This is a genomic window from Hanamia caeni (genome assembly GCF_003721595.1).
GTDB lineage: Bacteria > Bacteroidota > Bacteroidia > Chitinophagales > Chitinophagaceae > Ginsengibacter > Ginsengibacter caeni.
The window spans coordinates 118,443-133,829 of record NZ_RJJR01000011.1 but is presented as its reverse complement, the minus strand read 5'-3'; the positions used below and the strand labels follow the sequence as shown (position 1 = coordinate 133,829).

Annotated in this window: 16 protein-coding genes; 5 read left to right on the top strand and 11 right to left on the bottom strand. The window is 37.3% G+C overall.

Annotated features, from left to right (window positions below; genetic code table 11):
• Nucleotides 1-103 precede the first annotated feature (103 nt).
• Nucleotides 104-301, bottom strand: coding sequence for a 50S ribosomal protein L32 (gene rpmF, locus EFY79_RS13570; protein ID WP_123121262.1), 198 nt, complete (start codon nt 299-301; stop codon nt 104-106).
• Between the two features lie 22 nt (nt 302-323).
• Nucleotides 324-866 (bottom strand): YceD family protein, encoded by a 543-nt coding sequence (locus tag EFY79_RS13565; protein WP_123121261.1) that lies wholly within the window; start codon nt 864-866, stop codon nt 324-326.
• Nucleotides 867-1,158: 292 nt separating this feature from the next.
• Between EFY79_RS13565 and EFY79_RS13560 the strand changes: the two genes are divergently transcribed.
• On the top strand, nt 1,159-2,253 hold the full coding sequence (locus tag EFY79_RS13560; RefSeq protein ID WP_123121260.1) for a DUF3810 domain-containing protein: 1,095 nt from the start codon (nt 1,159-1,161) through the stop codon (nt 2,251-2,253).
• Between the two features lie 44 nt (nt 2,254-2,297).
• Here the strand turns inward: EFY79_RS13560 and EFY79_RS13555 are convergent, their stop codons facing one another.
• Nucleotides 2,298-4,004, bottom strand: coding sequence for a DEAD/DEAH box helicase (locus tag EFY79_RS13555; RefSeq protein ID WP_123121259.1), 1,707 nt, complete (start codon nt 4,002-4,004; stop codon nt 2,298-2,300).
• Between the two features lie 299 nt (nt 4,005-4,303).
• Here EFY79_RS13555 and EFY79_RS13550 point away from each other — a divergent pair, with 299 nt between their 5' ends.
• Nucleotides 4,304-4,879 carry a porin family protein gene (locus EFY79_RS13550; protein WP_123121258.1) on the top strand — a complete coding sequence of 192 codons (576 nt, stop codon included), beginning with the start codon at nt 4,304-4,306 and terminating at the stop codon, nt 4,877-4,879.
• A 2-nt stretch (nt 4,880-4,881) separates the two neighbouring features.
• On the opposite strand, the gene EFY79_RS13545 is transcribed toward EFY79_RS13550, so the two are convergent.
• Both EFY79_RS13545 and EFY79_RS13540 read right to left on the bottom strand, forming a co-directional pair.
• Nucleotides 4,882-5,451, bottom strand: coding sequence for an L-threonylcarbamoyladenylate synthase (locus EFY79_RS13545; protein ID WP_123121257.1), 570 nt, complete (start codon nt 5,449-5,451; stop codon nt 4,882-4,884).
• Between the two features lie 14 nt (nt 5,452-5,465).
• The gene (locus EFY79_RS13540) at nt 5,466-6,317 is read right to left on the bottom strand and encodes a glycosyltransferase (protein ID WP_123121256.1); all 852 of its coding nucleotides are present in this window, start codon (nt 6,315-6,317) and stop codon (nt 5,466-5,468) included.
• Between the two features lie 133 nt (nt 6,318-6,450).
• On the opposite strand from EFY79_RS13540, the gene EFY79_RS13535 reads away from it, so the two are divergent.
• Both EFY79_RS13535 and EFY79_RS13530 read left to right on the top strand, forming a co-directional pair.
• Nucleotides 6,451-7,530 carry a CDP-glycerol glycerophosphotransferase family protein gene (locus EFY79_RS13535; protein WP_123121255.1) on the top strand — a complete coding sequence of 360 codons (1,080 nt, stop codon included), beginning with the start codon at nt 6,451-6,453 and terminating at the stop codon, nt 7,528-7,530.
• Between the two features lie 67 nt (nt 7,531-7,597).
• On the top strand, nt 7,598-8,437 hold the full coding sequence (locus EFY79_RS13530) for a 2,3,4,5-tetrahydropyridine-2,6-dicarboxylate N-succinyltransferase (protein WP_123121254.1): 840 nt from the start codon (nt 7,598-7,600) through the stop codon (nt 8,435-8,437).
• A 2-nt stretch (nt 8,438-8,439) separates the two neighbouring features.
• Here EFY79_RS13530 and EFY79_RS13525 read toward each other — a convergent pair whose 3' ends face one another.
• From EFY79_RS13525 to EFY79_RS13500, 6 genes are all read right to left on the bottom strand, one after another.
• Nucleotides 8,440-8,865, bottom strand: a complete 426-nt coding sequence (locus EFY79_RS13525) for a PIN domain-containing protein (RefSeq protein WP_123121253.1) — start codon at nt 8,863-8,865, stop codon at nt 8,440-8,442.
• Complete coding sequence (locus tag EFY79_RS13520) at nt 8,862-9,122, bottom strand: DUF6364 family protein (protein ID WP_123121252.1); 261 nt, start codon at nt 9,120-9,122, stop codon at nt 8,862-8,864. The genes EFY79_RS13525 and EFY79_RS13520 overlap by 4 nt, the downstream gene beginning before the upstream one ends.
• A gap of 65 nt (nt 9,123-9,187) precedes the next feature.
• Nucleotides 9,188-10,702 carry an NAD(P)H-hydrate dehydratase gene (locus EFY79_RS13515; protein ID WP_123121251.1) on the bottom strand — a complete coding sequence of 505 codons (1,515 nt, stop codon included), beginning with the start codon at nt 10,700-10,702 and terminating at the stop codon, nt 9,188-9,190.
• A 37-nt stretch (nt 10,703-10,739) separates the two neighbouring features.
• Nucleotides 10,740-11,255 (bottom strand): DinB family protein, encoded by a 516-nt coding sequence (locus tag EFY79_RS13510; RefSeq protein ID WP_123121250.1) that lies wholly within the window; start codon nt 11,253-11,255, stop codon nt 10,740-10,742.
• Between the two features lie 156 nt (nt 11,256-11,411).
• A complete protein-coding gene (locus EFY79_RS13505) occupies nt 11,412-13,130 on the bottom strand; it encodes a S8 family serine peptidase (protein WP_123121249.1) in 1,719 nt (572 codons plus the stop codon).
• 238 nt (nt 13,131-13,368) lie between these two features.
• Nucleotides 13,369-14,034, bottom strand: coding sequence for a bifunctional 4-hydroxy-2-oxoglutarate aldolase/2-dehydro-3-deoxy-phosphogluconate aldolase (locus EFY79_RS13500; RefSeq protein WP_123121248.1), 666 nt, complete (start codon nt 14,032-14,034; stop codon nt 13,369-13,371).
• Nucleotides 14,035-14,349: 315 nt separating this feature from the next.
• On the opposite strand from EFY79_RS13500, the gene EFY79_RS13495 reads away from it, so the two are divergent.
• Nucleotides 14,350-15,375, top strand: coding sequence for a sugar kinase (locus tag EFY79_RS13495; protein ID WP_123121247.1), 1,026 nt, complete (start codon nt 14,350-14,352; stop codon nt 15,373-15,375).
• Nucleotides 15,376-15,387 lie beyond the last annotated feature (12 nt).

The window sequence follows — 15,387 nt, the reverse complement described above, 5'->3', positions numbered from 1 at the left end:
AAATATTTAATTGTAAGCCTTTCCGGTTGCTTAAAAAAAAATCCAAAACCAAAGTTGAAGGTAATAAACTTGGTTTTGGATTTAATGCTATTTAAAATCAGGCCTAACTAACTTTTATAGGCGCTTTTTCTGTCACAACTTTCCCTTTATAATAAAGCTTTCCTTCGCTTACATGCGCGCGATGGCGAACGTGTGTTTCCCCCGTAGTTGGGTCCACGCTCAGTGTTGGAGCTACTGCTTTATAATGTGTTCTTCTTTTTGCACTTCTTTGTTGACTGTGCCTGCGCTTTGGATTGGGCATAACCGTAGATTAATATGATTGATTATTGTTTATTTTTTAATTTTTCAAGCTCTTTTTGTAAAGGATGATTATTTTCTGTACCTGACTGCTGCATTTTTTTCAACATTGCCAAAACCTCTTTATTACACTGAGGGCCTCCGATTTCTTCTTCTTTGCACATGCGCTGGTTAGGAATGCTTAACAAAACAAATTCATAAATCCAATCGGCTAAATGAATGTGGCTTTCGGTGCGGGATATATAAAATACATCAGGATCTTCCTCGCTGTGATTCATTTCTTCCGGATTTTCTACCTGCTTTATTATAAGCTTAAACTCATCCCAAAGATCCATTCGCAGATTGTTTCCACAACGATCGCAAATAACTTCTACACTTCCTCCGATTTCGAATTTCAGCATCATAAAGGAAGTGTTTTTTTCAAGCGCAAGCTTTATGGTAGCGTGGCAATCTTTAAAATCTGTTTCCTTATATTCTGCAAAGAACTTATCATCCACTTCATAATTAAATTCATGGACGCCAGGTTTCAATCCTACAAATGCAATGTCAAATTTATGCCTGTTTCCCATAACCTAATATTAAAGGGGTGCAAAAGTAATGAATTTAATTAAATTTTTTAGTAAAAGGCCTCGATATTTTCAATTTCGTGCCATCAAAACGCTAAAAATTCTTTTGCCTCAGTGTCAAAGTTTAAGCAGCATCCTATTCGTTATTGCAAAAAGTGAATCAGATATTTAAATAGTTTTACATTTTATTGACACCTATCTTTATCCAACTTTTTTAAAAGTCTTTTTATAAAGACGAGAAAAGTTAAGGAAAATTTGGCAACCATCGACCCCTTTGAAGATAACGATTATATAAATGAAGAGTGACAGGCGAAATTCAGAAAAAAAAATAATGCGGTGGATTCCGTTAATTCTTTTGATTATAGGAATTAAAATTTTTTCTTCAAACCAGCTTTGGGTAGAACACATTTATTCCTGCGCGTTTTATATGTATGCCTCTAAAATTCTCCGGATTATTTTTGGCTGGATTCCTTTTAGTGTGGGTGATATTTTATATTTTTTTGCTTTTTGCTGGATTGCCTGGAAGATATTTAAAAACGTAAGAGGGTTATTTATAAAACAATTCAATTTAAGAGACGGCCTTCAGAAAACTTTGAATTTGTTTTTCCTTTTAGGTGTGATTTATATAATATTTTATATTTTTTGGGGATTGAATTATGACCGGAAGGGAATTGCTTTTCAACTACAGTTAAAACCCCATTTGTATGACACGACGGACCTTTTCATTCTGCAAAATATTTTGCTGCAAAAAGTAAATGCTAGCAAAATAGCGGTTACTAAAAACCGTGAAAGTTATCCGTCAACAGCAGTTTTAATTTCGAAAGCAAAAAAAAGCTATGATGCTGCGCATACAAAGTATCCATTTTTGAAGTATGAAATAACTTCTGTAAAATCCTCTTTTTATGGTAAAATAGGAAACTATATGGGCTTTACCGGTTATTACAATCCATTTACCGGCGAAGCACAGGTAAACACTACGGTTCCGCAAATGCTACGCCCTTATATCGCTACACATGAAATTGCCCACCAGCTCGGTTATGCAAAGGAGAACGAAGCCAATTTTGTAGGATATTTAGCCGCAGTTAATTCGCCCGATACGCTATTTCATTATTCCGCTTACCTTGATCTTTTCCTTTACACCAATCGTGAAATTTATTATTTTGATTCGTCAGCTTCTGAAAAAAACCTTGACAAATTAAACCCGGAAGTAAGAAAAGATATACAGGAATTAAGGCAGTTTAATGAAGCTCACCAAAGCTATATTGAGCCTTTTATTTCGTGGCTTTACGGAAACTATCTGAAATTAAATAACCAGCCAAAAGGGCTGCATTCATACAATGCGGTGGTAGGAATGTTGATCGCTTACTACAAAAAATTCGGTACTATTTAGCCGGTTCCCGGTAACCGAACAAATAAGAGCAAATCTTACTTTGCTCAATGCCTTTCTTTCATCGGCATTCTTTTTCTCGGCTCGCCCGAACGGCTCCTGGTATTGCTTCCGCCATCTGCGTGATTCATTCTTACCTGGCGTCCGTTGTAATATTTGCCATCAAGGCTTTTCATCATCCTGGACGAGGAGGATTTATCAACTTCAACCCATGAATTCATTTCACGAAGATCAATTCTTCCCAAAACTTCTTTTTTCAAATTGCTTTCATCAAGTATAAATTGCAAAAAGCTGGCTTTATAAAAACCATCTTTGGTTCCAAGATTGATAAAAAGCCTGTCGAATCCACTATCGCGCCTGAAATTGTTTTTTTCGCTTCTATCATTTCTATCCCTACTGAATTCAGTCTTCCTATCTTTTGTAACCGACCTTACATTCAAATCTTCCGCGTTTTCATAATATTTCAAAAAATGATCAAACTCAAGCGCAGCAACTCTTTTCAACACTTCTTCCTTGGTTATGTCTGAAAATTTCTTTTCCAGTTCAGGCAAATAGGCCTCGTAAGAACCGTTTGAAATATCTGTGTTTTTCAACCTGTCTATAAAATAAAAAAACTGTTTGCGGCAAACATCTTTGCCTGTCGGAATATCCAGTTTATGAAAATGGGCATTCACCATCTTTTCGAGTTGCTTTATTTTGAAAATTTCGCGGCTATGGCAAATTGATATGCAAATGCCACTTTTGCCCGCCCTGGCCGTACGTCCGCTTCGATGAGTATAAACTTCAATATCGTCCGGCAGCTCATAATTTATTACATGGCTGATATCATCCACATCAATTCCTCTTGCGGCAACATCTGTTGCAATCAGGATTTGTAAATCCTTTTCGCGAAACCTGTGCATTACGCGGTCGCGCTGCTGCTGTGAAAGATCTCCGTGTAGCGGTTCCACATCATAACCTTCTTTGGATAATTTTTCTGCAATATTTTGTGCATCAATTTTGGTGCGGGTAAAAATGATTCCATACATGCCAGGGTTAAAATCTACTAATCGTTTTAAAGTTTCAAACCTGGAATGAGCGGGCGTTATAAAATATTGGTGATCGATATTTACATTCGCTGTGTTCTTTTTTCCGACGGTAACTTCCTTCGGATGATCCATAAAATTTTTAGAAATCGCTCGTACTTCAGCAGGCATTGTTGCGCTAAAAAGCCAGGTGCTTTCGCGATTGACAGTGTTCTTCAAAACGAAATCAATGTCATCCCTGAAACCCATGTTCAGCATTTCATCGGCCTCATCCAACACCACATATTTTACCTTGCCAAGGTCGATTGCTTTTCTTTCAATCATGTCAATCAATCTGCCCGGAGTAGCTACTACAATATGAACGCCGCTTTTTAAAGCTTTTATTTGCATTATTATGGAGGCTCCGCCGTAAACTGGTTCTACACTAATACTTTTGATATATTTTTTATATTCCTGCAGGTCGCTGCAAATTTGTAAACATAATTCGCGTGTGGGACAAACTATTAAAGCCTGTGGATACCTGTTTTGCGCTTCTATCAATTGAAGCAAAGGTAATCCGAAAGCAGCCGTTTTGCCGGTGCCTGTTTGCGCCAGGCCAACAAAATCTGTTGTGCCGGACAACAGAATAGGAATCGCTTGTTGTTGAATGGGAGTGGGGGAGGTAAATCCGAGGTCCGCAACTGATTTTAAGAGGTTTTCATTCAGGCCTAATGTTTCAAAATCGCTCATTAATTTTTTTTAAAATTTAAGGGCGCAAAGTTACACTAAATATGCAGGCAAACATCAGGATAGGCGGGTTAATCATAATTAAATCAAAATAAAAATGCATAATAAAAGTTCGTTTACTGTTTGATAGATCACAGGCACCATTACTATTTATCATTTTAACTATGTATAGAACTTCACAGAAATGGAAGATTACAAACTTAAATTTTTATTAAACTAAAGAAAAGAAAAGCATGCTTACATATTCAGTCCTAATTTGTGGCATGTAAATTGAAAAATATTAAACTCTAATTCTTTTTATTATGAAAGCTAAATTCTTTTTATTCGTATTTTCTTTCTTCCTCACTTCATCATTGTTTTCCCAGGGATTAACTTTCGGAATAAAAGCCGGTGCAAACCTCGGAAAAATTGATGGCCATGCCTTCAAAGATGAATATAACCTTGGCTATCATGTAGGCGCTTTCGCCACGCTTGGTGCGGGCAAGTGGGCAATACAACCTGAAGTTTTATTTAACCAGGTAAATACTGACACAGCCACCTCCTTTAATGAGATTACGCAATTGCATAACGTGGGCCAAATCCAATTGCGCTCCCTGACCATTCCGATTATGGTAAATTATAATCTGAGTAATATATTGGCGATACAAGCGGGGCCGCAATTTGGAATTTTATTGGATAAAAGTAAAAACCTGGTGCAGAATGGAAAAGATGCATTTAAATCAGGAGATTTTTCAATGGCGGCAGGCCTACAATTGAAGGTCACAAAATTCAGGGTATATGGAAGATTTGTAGGAGGTTTAACAGACCTCAACAATCTTAACAACAACGATACCTGGAAAGTGCAAATGATTCAGGTAGGTGTCGGACTGGCTTTATAATCTTAACGGCGGATAAATTCAACCTCCTGTTTATCGTTTAATTTTATAATGGCCGAAGGAAGTTTTTTTGAAATATCATCCTGGCGGTGTGGAACAATATAATCCACACCGCTTTTAATTTTACCTGAAACTTCATTAAAATTTTGCGGGGATGGCTCACCTGAAATGTTTGCGGAGGTTGACACCAGCGGTTTTTCAAATTGTTGAATCAATCTTATGCAAAAATCATCGTTAGGAATTCGAACGGCGATGCTGCCATCTTCATTTATTAAAACTGATGGCAAGTTGATTGCATTTTTAAAGATAGCAGTGGTAGGTTTTTGAGCAGTCGCAATAAAAGACAGCAATTCCGGCGAAGGATTATCAACATATTTTTCAAGCAAGGCGATGCTGTCAACAAGAATGATGAGCGATTTTTTTTCTTCGCGGTTTTTAAGCGCATATACTTTTTTTATTGCATCACTGTTCGTAGCATCACATCCAATTCCCCAAATGGTATCAGTCGGATAAAGGATAAGTCCACCTTGATTTAAAACAGGAAGCGCATCTTTTGAAATTTTTATTAGGTCCATTTTTTTTAATGAGATTAATTATAAAGCCCTGCTTTTCTTTTAATATCCTTGTACAGAGTGCGCCAATGCGATGATAAATTATTTTGAGCGCTTTCAAGCTTTGTGGTTATTGAATGCGGCCTGTTGATAATTTTCGATTTCAGTTCGTTATCTAAAACAAAATTTTCAAACACTTCTTCAACGTTCACTTTGCCATAACCTTCATACTTGTTTTTCTTATTTTCAAAATGAATGATTGACATCCATATTCTTTTATCGTTAATGCGCTTTAAATTTTTTTCCTTTTTCCATGATGAATGCGCTTCTCTTTGCCAAACGCTTTTCGCGCCTTCGCTTTTTTCAATAATGGAAATGAATGGATTGAAAAGCTGCTTACGTTTTCCAATTTTAATGGAAGGATTAATTTGCAAAGTATATCCATCAGGGAAATCAAGAACTAAAAAATTTTGTTTTTCAAAATTCAACTGAATTTCATTTATAAAATTTTTGCTGACACAATCATCATTATCGAGTCGCGAAGAAATTGTATATGGGCGAATATTTTTTCTTATTTCATTTTGAATTGAGGGCAAAAATTCAGGCATGCCGTTGATGAAAAAAGGCTGAAAGTTGGGTAACCTCAAATTATATTCCATCGCTTTCTGCCGGTATTTTTCCGGAGTATCAATATCAAAAAAAACAAGCCAGGTAAAGTTTTTGTTGGTTTGGTTTTGCATGGAGGTCAAGCAAAATTTTTCAAAAAGAATAAATCGGTTAGCCAGCCAATCGTCAGTTAACACCAATGAGCCATTTCTCGCTGTGCTCCATCCTACGCGCCTGAGATTAAACCGCGTGATAATATAATGATGATAAATTTCTGTAAGCATTCAAAAATTTTGAAAGGCAAATTTCCCTAATCCCAGAAATTAATTCAACTCTTTTTTCTTTATCATGAAATGATGTTATAATTCAGGATTGCTTTTTTCAAATTGATTACATTTGAAATTCCGATCAATAGATATGTCCTATAAATTTCTGATTTATTATTCCTACAATTATGCAATCCCAATTGGCATGCCTTTGCAGGAAGAAATTTTAAAAAGAGGATATGAGGTAAAATGGTTTACTTACATTGCTGCATCCAAAAAAAATTTTCCGTCCCATGCTGAAATGCTGAATTCGATTGAAGAAGCAATCAAATACAATCCGGATATTATTTTGTCAATCACAGATTATGCTCCTGATTTTTTACCAGGATTAAAGGTGCAAATATTTCATGGGTTTAATCCTGACAAGCGCGAAGAGGATGAGCATTTTACCATCAGGGGCTTTTTTGATTTGTATTGCACGCAAGGCCCTGCAACTACTAAACGATTTAAAGAACAACAAAAAAAATACAAACATTTTGAAGTGATTGAAACCGGCTGGCCCAAAATGGATTCTTTATTTTCAGAGCTTCATGAAGATAAAACCGTAAAGCATGAACGGCCTGTAATATTGATTACTTCTACATTTAGCAAAAGGCTGAGCCTTGCCTTGAATGATGAAGTTTTTAATGAAATAAAAAGATTATCCACTTCGGGAAAATATGATTTTATTGCCACTTTGCATCCTATTCTGCCATTGGAAATTATTGAAAAATGGAAGAGCCTGAATGGAAAGCATTTTACATTTTTCGACACTACCAATCTGAATCCACTTTTCAGAAAGGCAGATATAATGTTTTCAGATACCACGTCAGCTATCCAAGAGTTTACTTTAACACGAAAGCCTATCGTCACTTTCAGGCATCACCGGCCCAATAACTACGTTATTAATGTAACTGAAGTTGACGAAATAGAAAAAGCCTTTATTTATGCTTTTACTTATCCGCCTGCTATTATGCAGCATATTAAAGCCACAGCAGAGGCTATACATCCTTATACCGACGGCAAATCAAGCCAGAGAGTGATTGATGCGGCGATTTCCTTTTTGCACAAGGATAAGTCGCATCTGAAAAAAAAGCCTTTGAACCTGGTAAGAAAATATAAGGTAAGAAAACAACTTCAGCACTTCACATTAAAAACCTACCGCAAGCCTTTTACAAAAAAAGAAGATTGAAAAGTTTATATTAAATAGGGGAAATTAAAATCTCTGATTAGTATGTTTGCAAAAAAAATTTAAAACAATGGAATTACAAAAGCTGGTTGGCGAAGCCTGGAATAACCGCGAGTTACTTAAAGATGAAACGTATACAGATGCAATCCGCAATGTAATTGATAAAATAGATGAGGGAACTTTAAGAGTGGCCGAGCCGGATGGTGAGGCAATATCTGGCGATAAGAACGGGCATTCGTGGAAGGTAAACGAATGGGTAAAGCAAGCGATTCTGTTATATTTTGGTATTCAAAAAATGGAGACCTATTCGCTTCCTCCTTTTGAATTTTATGATAAAATGAAATTGAAAAAAAATTATAAAGACCTTGGTGTGAGGGCAGTTCCACATGCGGTTGCACGCTATGGAAGCTTTCTTGCAAGAAACGTGGTATTGATGCCGAGCTATGTAAATATCGGGGCGTATGTAGATGAAGGTACGATGGTTGACACGTGGGCTACTGTTGGCAGTTGCGCGCAAATCGGTAAAAATGTGCACCTGAGCGGTGGCGTGGGCATAGGAGGAGTTTTAGAACCGCTGCAGGCAAGCCCGGTAATTATTGAAGATGGATGTTTTATTGGTAGCCGGTGCATAGTAGTAGAAGGAGTTAGAGTTGAAAAAGAAGCAGTGCTGGGCGCTAATGTGGTTCTTACCCAATCTACGAAAATAATTGATGTAAGCGGAAGCGAGCCTATAGAAACGAAAGGCGTTATTCCCGCGCGCAGTGTGGTAATTCCGGGAAGTTATTTAAAAAAATTCCCTGCGGGAGAATACAATGTAAGTTGCGCTTTAATTATCGGTAAAAGAAAAGAAAGTACAGATAAAAAAACCAGCCTGAATGAAGCTTTGAGAGATTTTAATGTAAGTGTGTAAGGCTATTTATGTTTAAATAAATATTTTTTAAAAAAATCTTCGCTCCTCAGCACTTCTATTTTTGAAAAATAAAAATCATCAATATCTTCTGTGATAATACAATTGCATTTATTTTCTAACGCTGAATAATATTCCAGGCCATCTTCAAAGTCATTGATATCAGGGCTTCGAAGCGCTTTAAATACTGCGGTTTCACTCACCGGGGCAATTTGAATATGGTCGCAAAGAAGGTGGATTTTACTCTTTGCTTTTTCACTTTTAAATTTTTTTTCAGCAAAATAGTAGGCTATTGCAAGACAAATGGGTGAGGAATAAAGAGTAAAATTTTTTCTATCGGAAAGGCTTAATATCCGTGAAGTAATGCTAAATAATGGGTATTCTTTATTTAATACTGAAACTAAAATATTAGCGTCAAGATAAATTCTCATTTTTTGGCTTTAAAGAATTCTTCTTTGGATTTCTTCCGGGTTCTTTTTGATTGGGTAGCATATTCTGCAGGGCCTTCAGCCACCATATTTACCCATTCTGAAATAGGAAAATCTTCAAGGCTATCGTAGTTTGAAGATGTCACTTTTTTCAATAGGAATTCTGTGAGTCTGGATAAGCTGATATTGTTGTTTTCAGCATATTTCTTAGCTTTTTGAATTACCGATTCGTCAAAACTTAATGTTATTTTGCAATCCATACCCCTTCATTTTTTACAAAATTAAGTTTTTTATACTACAAAGAAAATATTTTTATACGTACAAATTAGGTTTCCTGAATTTCTTTAAAAGCATTCCCTAAATTTTCAACTATATCTTTTGCAATTAAGGCTTCCTGGGATAGTCCTTCCGCGGCGATATCGCCTGCAAGTCCGTGAAGATATACGCCGAGGAGGCAGCTTTGCAATGGAGAATATTTTTGAGCCAGCAACCCGGTAATGATACCGGTTAGAACATCACCTGCCCCTGCAGTGGCCATTCCGGGGTTGCCGGTGGAATTAAAATAGCCCTTCCCATCAGGTGTGGCTATCAGGGTATGATGCCCTTTAAGCACAATATAAATTCTGAACTCTTTCGCTGTCTCTATTGCCTTGTCAATTGTATCAAAATCAGAAGTTGATTTTCCGAAAAGCCTTTCAAACTCTTTGGGATGTGGTGTGATAATAGTATCGACCGGAATCGAAGAATAAAGCTCCTCGTTCTCACTCAAAATATTTAAAGCATCCGCATCAATTACGATTGGCCTTTTAAAACTTTTAAACAGATTTTCCAGCAATTTTACATGCGATTTAAATTTACCGATTCCCGGGCCTATGCCTACCACGTCAAAATGTTGAAAGTCGTCAAAGTTGCCGATGTGTTTTTCTCCTGAAACCATGCACATTGCTTCTGGAACAGCCGTTTGCATAATGCCATAGCCCGCTTCACAAACAACTGAAGTTAACTTTCCTGCTCCGCTTCTTAAGCAGGCCAACGAACTGAGCACCGCAGCGCCCATCATCCCATAACTACCACATAACAGTGAGGCATATCCGTAATTTCCTTTGTTGACAAAATTCTTTCTTGGCTGATAAATGCCCTTAATCATACTATCATCAATATATTCAAAAGGAGTTGGCGTGGATGCTTCATAATCTTTTGAAAGCTCTATATCAAAGAATACAACTTTACCGGTATAGGGCTCATTTTCCGCCACCAGGAACGCTAATTTTTGGTTTTGAAAGGTAAGTGTGTAATCCGCTTTTATAATTGAAACATCTTCATTTTCGGTAATGGTGCTTTTATCTACATACAAGCCGCTGGGAACATCTATCGCTATTGTATCATTGCTGTTTGCATTAATATAGCCGATTATTTCCTTGTAAAATCCCTTTACAGGTTTGTTAAGGCCTGTACCAAACAACGCATCGATTATTATATCCTTTTCAGAAATCGAGGGAAAAGAATTTTCGTTTTGTAAAACTGAAATATGAACAGAAGTTTTTTTTAGTTTTTTTAGATTTTCTTCAAAATCAGGCGAGCCGGGCTTATTATTGTGAGGAATAAAAACTGAAACCTGGTACTTAATGCTGTTCAAAAGGCGGGCAAGCGCCAGGCCGTCACCGCCGTTATTTCCTTTCCCACAAAAAATTTTGAAACAATAGGACTCATCAAAACTCTGAACAATCCAATCGAAGCAGGCAACTGCGGCCCGTTCCATCAGGTTAATGGACAGAATCCCTTCTTTATTTATTGTAAAGGCATCCCAATTTTGAATTTGTTCTACAGAAAATATTTTCATCTTTTACATAAAAGGGTGATCAAAACGGCTGGCCAATTTAGATACCATATCTCTCCTTAAGAATATTGATATGATGTGCAGCATGGCCTGCAATCAGGTAGCCCATAGCATTCACGCTCATTTGATAAGTGCTTGCCTTTCCCACAACTTTTAGTTGATCGGATGTAAATCCATTAAAAAGAGTTTCGGTTGATTTTCGAACTGCAAAAAGATCATTAATTAAATCTTCAGGGCTTTTGTTGTTAGCATTTGAATTTATTGAATATTCGTTCTCATCAAAGCCTGGTAGTGTATTGGGATCTTTTCTTGAAAAGGCGAAGCCCCTATAACTAAAAACTCTTTCAGCATCTGAAATATGCTGAATAACCTCCTTTATCGTCCATTTGTTTTCCTGGTATTTATACATCCATTTATCTTCAGGGATTGAAGCAAAAAGTTTTTCCATTTGTTTTGCCTGCATTTCCAGAATAGTGTTCAGGTCCTCATTTTTTACAAGAGAAATATATTTTTCAAAATGTTCCGGATATGCTAAAGAAGATCTATTGAATTCCATATTTTAAATTTTATTTTTACCGGATAACGGTTGGTAAATTTCGGCCTTTGAGGGTAAAAATAAAAATTTGCTTTATTTGTTGCCTTACTGATTTACCATTTAAACAAAAAAAAACCGGTAGCTTTTGTACCGGTCTTTGTGAAATCAGATTTATTTTTAAGCTCTTTTTCTTTTCATTTTCTCATGCTTTTTGCCACTCTTGTTATTAAGCCTATCATAGCCGTTATCATCTTTTTTTCTTTCTCCCTTTAAGGTAGAAGCTAATTTTAAAGCATTGTAGGCATTAATTTCACCACCAGAAACTGAAATGTCTGCAAGATGGACACTGTCATCTGTGCCAGGCAATTTTACTTTTTGAGTAATGGGCGTTACTGATTGCATAATAGCATACTTAACCTGCTCTGCGCTAAGGTCAGGGTAATATTCGAGGATGAGAGCGGCCACTCCAGCCACCACAGGCGCTGCCATACTTGTTCCGGATAAATTCCCGAATTTATCATGAGGTAAAGTAGAATAAATATTTACGCCTGGTGAAAATACATCCACTGATTTTTTGCCGTAATTACTAAAACTTGCTGTGAACCCGCCATTGGTAGCGTCGCCGCTTGCGCCAACGGTAATAAAATCCCGTGCTGTGCCCGAATTATCAAGGTAAACCGGGTTAGGATAATTTTCAGCGCTGTCGACATTATTTGCATCATTACCCGCAGCATGCACCAGTAATACACCTTTGCTTTGAGCATATTTTACTGCATCATCTACCCAGCTTTTTTGAGGCGAGAACGACTTGCCGAAACTCATGCTGATTACTTCTGCGCCGTTGTCTACTGCATATCTTATCGCATTGGCAATATCTTTATCATGCTCGTCGCCATCCGGAACCGCACGAACCATCATTATTCTTACATTATCAGCAATTCCATTCATACCTATTCCATTATCTCTTACTGCTGCTATGATGCCTGAACAATGTGTGCCATGCGAAGGAGTTCCTGCCATTACATCGTTATTGCCATAATAGCGATCGTTGATGTCATTCGGATTGTCTTTTACGATTTCATTCCTATAATCTTCAGGCGGGGTAGTAGCAGCCTTTCCCTTGCGCACCTGTCCTTTCCAATAATTGAGAATATCATCATATGGGATAGCATCATCATTATTGTCTTCTTTTGTAATATTTAGCCACATAGTAGCGGTCATCTTTGCAATTTGATCTGTAGAAGTATAATTCAACAAATCGTTGCGGGTAAACTCTTTTTTGCTTAAATCTTTTGCAATTATAGAATCACCTTTTTCCAAAACCGGTATAATTCTTTCCAACTGCATAAGCTGCGCAGGTTCAATGCCATCAGTCACGTCATTTTTTGCCCGGAGGTACGTAGCATATTCTGCTTTTTGAGCAGCATCCATCGTGGTGGTATCGATGGTTTTATTATCGAACTTGTCTTTAAGACTCCAGTACACGCGCGCTGCTTCATAAGAATCCGTATGTACATTTCTTCCATCTTTGCCTCCAATAAAATTCCAGCCATAAACATCATCAATATATCCGTTATGGTCATCATCAATTCCATTCCCCGGGATTTCTCCGGGATTGTGCCATAAAATGGGTTTTAAATCCGGCTGTAAGGTATCTACGCCGCTGTCTATCACCGCTACAACGACGGTGTGGCTGGGCTTGCCCTTCAGAAATTCATAGGCTTTATCCAGGCTTATTCCATAATATCCGGTGGCTGCCCGGTCAAGCTGGTACCAATCATTAGGCGCTGTTTTTATAACGGGCGCCGTCGCAGTGTCAGACTGGGCCAGCACTAATGTTGGTAAAATCATCGTGATGATTAAACCAAATAAAAACCGTTTACTTCCTTGTATCATTTTTGGGTGTATAGTTTTAAAAAATGCAAATATTTATAAATATTGCTACAATTGTTTACCATTTAAAATTATTACGAAATTTTTAGGTATTCAATAAGCGGGCCAATACATTTTAGCAGAAATGTAAAAGAAATATTCTAAAATTCAGGATTGCTTACATCACGGAAGATGTTAAGTTAATGGTGCTTTAAAAGGTAAATGATTTATAAAATGATTTAGCGAATAAGGTCATCTTAAATTATCCATTTTTGAGCGATTTCAAAATCTCTAATGCCTGCTTTGAAAGCTCTTCTATTTTACTGTAATTCTTTTCTTCAAGTAATTGTTTGCTTACCAGCTTGCTTCCCATGCCTACCGCACACACGCCGGATTTCAGCCATTTTGCAATATTATCCTTATCAAGATCCACGCCGCCGGTGGGCATAAAAAGCAAGTCGGGAAACAGGGCTTTTATTGCGCTCATAAATTCGGGGCCTAAAATATTTCCCGGAAAGAGTTTTATCATTTTGGCGCCTAAATTTTCTGCCCTGATAATTTCTGTAGGAGTCATGCATCCGGGCACCCAAAGCATATCATTTTTATCACAAACTGTGGCAACCTCTTCCACCAGGCCGGGACAAATAATAAAGTCAGCGCCGGCATCAATAAATGTCTGAGCCATCTGGCCATTCTTAATAGTCCCAATTCCGAGATACATATCTTTGAATTCTGCATCGCACATTTCACGCATCTTCTTAAAATTCTGCAATGCCGCTTCACCACGGTTCGTATATTCTACGGTTCTGATGCCGGCATTGTACAAAGCTTTCAATACCTGAAGACTCACATCAGTATCTTTATAAAAATAAAGTGGTAAAATCCCCTGCTCAGGTATTAATTTTAAAAGAAGTTCCTTTTTGCTCATAATAAATATTTAGAAATTAAAATTTTAATTCGCCGTCCATAGCGCTTCCGGCAAAATTAAATTGAATTTAGAAACAGTTGTTTTTTATTTCAAAATAAATCGTTTATCCATAACCGTTATTCGATGCTCCAATTGTTCATCCCGTAAAATGTTTAAGATATGATTTTATATTTAATTAATAAAGCGGATTACGCAATCGTTATCGTTATTTTTTCCCAGATTTTTGAATTCATTTCTTGTTGATTAACTAAATATGCCTGAGATTTGAGGAATTCCAGTTTTTAAAAAAATATTTTAAATTAAATTCTAAAGATCATGGCAAAAAAAGTAGTTACTCTGGGTGAAATTATGCTTCGTTTATCCACTCCCGATTTTAAAAGATTTGTCCAGGCTGATAGTTTTGACGTAACCTATGGAGGAGGTGAGGCAAATGTTTCAGTTGCGCTTTGTAATTATGGATTGCAGGGAACATTTGTTTCAAAAGTTCCGGAAAATGCAATAGGGCAATCGGCGATAAATCACTTGCGGCGCTATGGAGTAAGCACTGAATACATAGCCAGGGGAGGAAAGAGGCTTGGAATTTATTTTTTGGAAACCGGTGCATCCATGCGGGCTTCCCAAGTGATCTATGACCGTGCCGATGCCTCAATCGCTGAAGCAGAAATTTCTGATTTTGATTTTGATAAAATATTTGATGGCGCATCGTGGTTTCATACAACCGGCATCACACCGGCATTAAGCGATAAAGCTGCCGCATTGACTGAAGCCGCTTTGAAAGCCGCCAAAGCAAAAGGCATTACTACAAGCATTGATTTAAATTACCGCAAAAAATTGTGGAGCAAGGAAAAAGCGAAGGAAGTGATGACCAATCTTTGTCAGTATGTAGATGTTTGTATCGGAAATGAAGAAGACGCTGAAACAACTTTAGGATTTAAGAGCAAAGGCACAGATGTTACCAAAGGAGAATTGAACCTTGAAGGGTACAAAGATGTATTTCAGCAAATGAAAGAAAAATTCGGATTTAAATATATTGCATCCACATTAAGGGAAAGCTACAGCGCTTCTGACAACGGATGGAGTGCATTGGTATATGATGGCAATGAATTTTATCACACCAAGCAATATGAAGTTAGGATAGTTGACCGTGTAGGCAGTGGTGATTCTTTCGCCAGCGGATTTATTTACGGACTCGTTACCGATATGAATTTAAAAGATGCTGCAGAATTTGGTGTGGCTGCTTCTGCCTTGAAACATACAATTCCGGGCGATTTAAATCATGCCACTTTAAGCGAAGTGAAAGCTTTGATGAAGGGTGATGCAAGCGGCCGGGTGCAGCGATAAAATTTATAGTGA